The following is a 6,306-nucleotide window of genomic DNA, read 5'->3' on the forward strand; positions in this document are numbered from 1 at the left end:
GAAACAGCGCGGCTTCTCGTGCATGGATCAGACTTACTGTCTTCTGTTCTGGGGGCGTGCGATCCATCAGCCCTACCCAGCTATGCTCTGTCGCAACTGGCGGCGGGGATCAGACGGGACGATGCGTCATTGTTACGTAAGGGGGCTGCGGAGCTTGCTGGTCTGGGGATAGGGCTGACACCTGCGGGGGATGATTTTCTGTGTGGGCTTATGCTGGCAGCATGGTTTTTTCTGCCTGATCCTGTTCGTGTATGCGCGCCTCTGCTGGAAGGAGCCCGAGGGGCGACCACCACATTATCCTTTGCTTTTCTGGATGCCGCATCAAAAGGACATGCATCTTCCGTATGGTGTGCGTGCCTGCGGGAGTTAAAAAATACCAGGACCAACACTGTATTACAGGAGCATATGACGCGCATTGTTGCGTATGGCGCAACATCAGGAGCCGACTCTCTGGCTGGGTTCATATGGGGGGCGGCCCTGATGGAGCCATCCTGCCAGCGGTAAGCAAGACTCCATGCAGGAGAGAGTGTTTATGGAACGGAAAGCGTTCTCGTTAGAAAAACATATCCATAAATATGGAATAATTTCCTGAGTTTATGAGAGCCCCCTCTTTGTTGCTGACAGGCGGGGAATGGTCAGAGCCATGATGGTGCGCCTTTGTGTGTCAGTATGGTTGGGCATCTTTCATGCTGCATTTTCATCATGTTTTCATATTGTCGCGTTCCTGATCATATTTTTGTTTTCATTGGTGCAGTTTATGCGTTAGAAAAACAAAAGTTTCTTGAACGAAACGTTCGGTGATCGAACAAACTGCAAAGAGATCCAAGAATGACCATTGGTCTTGATGAGGCACAAAAGGCACTGGCAGCATCTTTCGCAAAGGCGGAAGAGCTTGGTATTGCCGTGTGTGTCAGTGTCTGTGATGCAGGGGGCCGTCTGGTTACGTTTGCCCGCATGGATCAGTCTAACTGGGCCAGCATTTATGGCAGTCAGGGCAAAGCGCTTACAGCAGCGGCTACTCGGTGCCGGAGTGGGGTCATTCCTCCAGAATCCGTCGTTATGCAGAGAATTGCGGAACTGGAAGGTAGAAACATGATCTATGCGAAGGGAGCTGTCCCTTTGATCAGGGATGGTGTGCTTCTGGGGGCCGTTGGCGTTGGCGGTGCCAGCGCAGATATGGATGAAGCCTGCGCGTTGGCGGCTGCTCATGCCCTTTCATGCGATGTGTAACTGACCTTGTTGGGTAAGTTATAAGCTTATTATGGGTATTCCCTGTTCTTTATTGATTCAGGAAAGTATCCTTATCTGGAACTATTCTTTTCACTGTTCATGTATGGCGTGTTCTGTGGGGGCGAGGAAAAGGGTGGAGTATTATGCACGATAAAACCGGGCATGACACTGTCGAGCTTCGGCAAGGACAGCGCAATGCCCTGCGGGTCGGGGTTGGCATCAGCGCGCTGGCTCTTTTAACGGTCTTTGTGCTGCATGTGTTGGGTATCGTCATGCTGGTAAAAGGCATGGGGAATGGCGGGACATTGCCTGAGCACAAACCGCCGATGCAGACACGTATTTTGCCGCCTCCGCCGCCCAAAATAGCCGTGCCGCCACCGCCCAAGCCGCCTATCCGGCGTGTGACACATGCGCCGCCCAAAACGCCGCCTGCACCACAGCAGATGACGGCTGAGGCACCGCCTGTGCCGCTCAATGTTCCTAGCGTGCCGGATACGGCGGCGGGCTCGGTGCCGTTGAACAATGTGCAGCCTGTTTATCCGCCAGAAATGGAGGAGGATAATATTGAAGGCCGCGTGACACTGGTGTGCGATGTGGAAACAACAGGCATGACCAGCAACTGTACAGTACGTTCCGTAACTGGTGGGCAGGCTTTTGCGGCCTCAGCACTGGATTATGTTCACCGGGCCCGCTACCACCCCGCCCTGCGCAACGGTGCGCCGGTCAAGGAACTGCACAAGGTTTATGTCATCCGCTTCAGGCTGGATAACTGAGTACCCATGGTTACGACATGCAATCTTCTCCCGCACGCACTGGTTTCAGTCGGTCGGGGTAGCCAGACGAGGATTTTGAATACGATGACCACACTGTCCCGCACCTCATTTTCCGCGCTTGTTCTTGCCGGAACACTCATGTCAGGTCTGCCGGTTGCGGCCATGGCGCAGGATGCAGCCCCCACGGCAGCAGAAACAGCAAGCCCGGCAGCACCGCCGGCTGAGGTCGCTGCTCCTTCTGCGGCAACGCCTGCGCCTGCTGCTGATGCGCCGGCCGCGGAGCCTGCTCCGGCGCCTGTTACACCCGCAGTGACTGCACCGGCTGAACCACCCGCGGTCGCAGCGCCTGAGGCCAATCCTTATGGGCTTGGCGCTCTATGGAGCAATGGTGATGTGATTGCCCGTGGTGTGCTGCTGATCATGCTGCTGATGTCGCTGTACATGGTACATCATGATTACGAAATTCATTGAGCAGGCACGTCTGTTTACGGCAGGCAAGGAGGCTGTGCGCCGGTTCTGGACCAAGCGCAGCATTCAGGAAGGGGCTGCTTCTCTGACCAAGGCCTCGCCTTTCCGCTATATTGCTGAAACCGGTATTGCTGCAGCGGAACATCACGAAGGTACAATGCAGGAAAGCATCGACCTGCATAGCTGGACTGGCATGTCCATTCAGCGGGCGGTCAACAATACACAGAACAACTTGCAAAAGGGTCTGGCGTTTCTGGGCACGGTAGGCTCTACTTCGCCGTTTATTGGTCTGTTCGGTACGGTGTGGGGTATCTATCACGCGCTGACGGCTATCGGCATTGCCGGTCAGGCCTCGATCGACAAGGTGGCAGGGCCTGTGGGTGAATCGCTCATCATGACGGCGATCGGTCTGGCCACGGCGGTTCCTGCAGTGCTGGGCTACAACCTTCTGGTTCGTCGCAACAAGGGGGCGATGGATCAGGTGCGTGATTTTGCTGATGATCTGCAGTCGATCCTGATTGGCGGTGTGCGCCATGGTGGGGTGGAACATATTCAGGTGCGCCCTGACAGTTCCCCCACAACGGCGACCATCTCTAACCGGGTGGGCTGAACCATGGGGATGCATGTCGGCAGCGGCGATGGGGGAGAGGACGAGGTCGTCTCCGCCATCAACACGACCCCGCTTGTCGATGTCATGCTGGTGTTGCTGATCATCTTCCTGATCACCATCCCGGTGGCCACGCATACGGTCAAGGTGAGCCTGCCGAAAGATCTGAGCCAGCCCACGGCAACAAAAATTAACAACATTGTTGTTGCTGTCACGGCGGATGGGCATCTGTGGTGGAACCAGACCGGCTTGCGTGATCAGGCAGAGCTGGAAAGCCAGCTTGAGAAAGTGGCGGTAGTGCAGCCCCAGCCACAAATCCAGATTAGGGGCGATGCTACGGTCAAATATGAAACGGTAGGCCGGATCATCGCAGCCTGCCAGCAGGCCGGTATTTCCCATATCGACTTCATTACCGAAAAACCGAAGGACAACTGAGCATGGGCATGAATGTCGGGTCGGGCGGCACAACGGAAGACGAGGGTATTGTTGATATCAACACCACCCCGCTGATCGACGTGATGCTAGTTTTGCTGATCATGCTGATCATAACAATTCCTTTGCAGACACAGTCGGTCTCTATTGATCTGCCGCAGGGTAATCCGCCACCACAGACCATCGAAGTGCCGGTGGTGACGCTTGTGATCGACTTTGACAATTCGATCACATGGAATGGCGAGCCAGTGCAGTCTGAAGATGATCTGCAAGCCCGTATGCGGCAGATTGCGATAGGGCCGGAGGAGACCCGCGCCGAATTTCATGTCCAGCCCAACCGGCTTGCTAATTACAAGACGGTCATTCACGTCATGGCGGATGCACAGCGCCTTGGTATTACCAAACTCGGCATTACCGGGCAGGAACAGTTTGTGCAGCCCTGATGCAATTACGAGGGGTGTTGGTTCCAGACAGCACCTTTCAGTTTGATGGTTGTAAAAACTATTGATTGAATAATATTTTTCCTGATTTCATGTTTTTAGCGTTTTGACTAACTCTTCCTGGTTCTGATTTTTGCTCTGCTGCAAACGTAGACGAATGTTACCCCAGAAACCGTCAATCAGCACGCCAAAAGCCCAAAATCAGAATTAAGGTAAATCAACCAATAGTTCTTCGATCCCTCCACATTGTATCATAAACCGCAGTTCTGATATGAAACCAAGACATGACAGCCAGAGCTTTTTTGCCATGTCCCGGAAACGTGGGGTTTTGATACAGTATGTTAGCTTTATAGTGAATGGATTTTATGGTTTAATTTTCCAACGTGTTATAGCGAGTTTGGCAAGATCCTTTTGTCGGCTCTCAATTTCTTCAACTCCCCATTTTTCTTTATTTCCAATTTCTCTTGTGAGTTCAAATGATGAAGATAAAAATAGTTCCTTTTTATCTTCAAAAGAGCTATTTCCTATAATGGAGTTGGATTTTGCATCCATTAAAGCTAGATTGCCAATCATATTAATATATTTTCCTGAAATTCTGGCGTCAATGTCCCAAGATGGAGATGGATTTTGAGGAAGGACATGTTCAAGATTAACACTTGATGTATCTGGGTTTGTAATTTTCTCGGTATTTTTTGTTTTTTCCAATTCCAGTTCAGATAAGTACCAACGTGCTAAAGGTACTTTGGCAACCCTTGCGCTTGTAAAATCTTTTTCAAATTGCGCGTCAGTCGGTACTATATCAAAAGAATCTAGAAGCTCACGAGCTGTTTTGATTTTTTGTTCAAAAACATCTTTAGCCCGTTGTGCATAATTATCTTCCAACACTCCGCTTCCTCCAGATCCGCATATTAAAAAGCGCACACTCCAAGAAGCAAGCATAGGTATTGTTTTATTGATTTCAGATTTGGAAAAATGAGAAAAAACAGAAAGTAGTAGAGGTCTTACTTGAGTGATATTGGCAATATTGAATAAAGATAGTGATTTTCGAACGGTTTCTGAATATTCCTTCCAGAAATCTGATGATGCATTTGATAGAGATGAGTAAATTTTTGCTGATGTTAAAAGGTTTTCAACATATGATGCGATGGTTATTTCATCTTTGACTTTATTTTTTATCTCATCATATAAATTCTTTTCTCTTACTAATCCATTTCTTGAAATCCAATCATGGCGTATGAAATTTTTAATGTCTCCTTCTCCGTTTGAATTGGAAATGAGGGTTGTCATTTCTTTCCATTTTGATTGACAAGATGGCAAGCCTTCTGTCCCAGCTATGCTAAACACATAGTTCTTGAGTAAGTCAGCTACAGTTAAATCAAGTCCCCTGTCATTTAATACTTCAAATATTATATAGGCATTTGATTCGCTGCCGACATCTAAATAAACCAAAACAACTTTCTTTTCTATAAAATCAATTAAGTCAAATAAATCACTGTCTGGATTTTTTGAAAGTATTGTAAAGTGTTTAATGGTTTTTTGGGCTTCTTTGATTGCGTGAAATAATCTCTTCTGAGTATCTGAAAGATTTCTTGGGGCACGCTGGCCAATATCAGGGACAGCAACAACATACTCGTTGTAAAAATTCTGATCTTCTGGAAGTATGAGTACGCGAGGGCTTGAATTCATTGTTCGAAGGTCGGCATTTGATATGTAATCTTCTCTAACCTTTGAGGCTCGAGCTTCATCATTTTTTTTGAGAAAAATAGTTTCTAACTGCTGATATTAATATAGATGTTGTTACTATTCTTTGTTGTCCATCAATTATACTCTTTATTGAGTTATCTTTATTTGTTAAAACAACTGTTCCAAGAAAATATTGGTCACTATTTTTTATTTTTGCGTCAATTATATCTTTGAAAAGCTCTTTTACATGTTCAACCTCCCAAGTGTAGGGGCGTTGATAAGCGGGGACGGCCAAACGTTGTTGTTTAAGAAGTGCTCCAACACCTATCAGTCGGGAGTCAATAGGTTCTAATGCCATTGAAATTCTCTCTATTTATTTTCTAGCGATAGTTCTGAAAAAAGAACATCACGTTTTTTTAGAATTACCAATAGGGAATTATGAAGATAATTTATATATAAGTGTTATTTGGAATATAAATTTAAAAAAATCCCGCTTGTATGAGGTTTCTTTAATTGTATGTGAATTACCTTCTATAAATATTGAGTGTTCCAGAAGTCAGGATATTTCGCGCTCTCAGCAACATTCTTGAGGTTCGCAATGTCCACATTATCGAAATAGACTGTGCTTTCCACTGACTTGTCGGTGCTTTCACGCCCCAAAAAGTCATCAATC

At 47.8% G+C, this 6,306-nt stretch carries 7 protein-coding genes and 1 pseudogene; 6 read left to right on the top strand and 2 right to left on the bottom strand.

Annotated features, from left to right (window positions below; genetic code table 11):
* Positions 1-18 precede the first annotated feature (18 nt).
* The 6 genes and pseudogenes from JCM25143_RS25055 to JCM25143_RS02280 all read left to right on the top strand — a co-directional run bounded on the left by JCM25143_RS25055 (position 19) and on the right by JCM25143_RS02280 (position 3,953).
* A complete protein-coding gene (locus JCM25143_RS25055; RefSeq protein ID WP_159101581.1) occupies positions 19-504 on the top strand; it encodes an oxamate carbamoyltransferase subunit AllH family protein in 486 nt (161 codons plus the stop codon).
* 324 nt (positions 505-828) lie between these two features.
* The gene (locus tag JCM25143_RS02260; protein ID WP_025859881.1) at positions 829-1,230 is read left to right on the top strand and encodes a GlcG/HbpS family heme-binding protein; all 402 of its coding nucleotides are present in this window, start codon (positions 829-831) and stop codon (positions 1,228-1,230) included.
* Between the two features lie 143 nt (positions 1,231-1,373).
* Complete coding sequence (locus JCM25143_RS02265) at positions 1,374-2,003, top strand: energy transducer TonB (protein ID WP_025859882.1); 630 nt, start codon at positions 1,374-1,376, stop codon at positions 2,001-2,003.
* An 84-nt stretch (positions 2,004-2,087) separates the two neighbouring features.
* Positions 2,088-3,081, top strand: a pseudogene (locus JCM25143_RS16095) (MotA/TolQ/ExbB proton channel family protein).
* Positions 3,082-3,084: 3 nt separating this feature from the next.
* The gene (locus JCM25143_RS02275) at positions 3,085-3,513 is read left to right on the top strand and encodes an ExbD/TolR family protein (protein ID WP_025859883.1); all 429 of its coding nucleotides are present in this window, start codon (positions 3,085-3,087) and stop codon (positions 3,511-3,513) included.
* 2 nt (positions 3,514-3,515) lie between these two features.
* Positions 3,516-3,953: an ExbD/TolR family protein gene (locus tag JCM25143_RS02280; protein WP_025859884.1), complete on the top strand. Its 438-nt coding sequence runs from the start codon at positions 3,516-3,518 to the stop codon at positions 3,951-3,953.
* Positions 3,954-4,313: 360 nt separating this feature from the next.
* On the opposite strand, the gene JCM25143_RS21235 is transcribed toward JCM25143_RS02280, so the two are convergent.
* Together JCM25143_RS21235 and JCM25143_RS21240 are read right to left on the bottom strand one after the other, a co-directional pair.
* Positions 4,314-5,636, bottom strand: a complete 1,323-nt coding sequence (locus JCM25143_RS21235; RefSeq protein WP_081773451.1) for a DUF262 domain-containing protein — start codon at positions 5,634-5,636, stop codon at positions 4,314-4,316.
* 58 nt (positions 5,637-5,694) lie between these two features.
* Complete coding sequence (locus tag JCM25143_RS21240) at positions 5,695-5,991, bottom strand: DUF262 domain-containing protein (RefSeq protein ID WP_081773452.1); 297 nt, start codon at positions 5,989-5,991, stop codon at positions 5,695-5,697.
* Between the last annotated feature and the right edge of the window lie 315 nt (positions 5,992-6,306).

Origin of the sequence: Acetobacter papayae JCM 25143, assembly GCF_000613285.1 — a bacterium.
In the GTDB taxonomy this organism is placed as follows: domain Bacteria; phylum Pseudomonadota; class Alphaproteobacteria; order Acetobacterales; family Acetobacteraceae; genus Acetobacter; species Acetobacter papayae.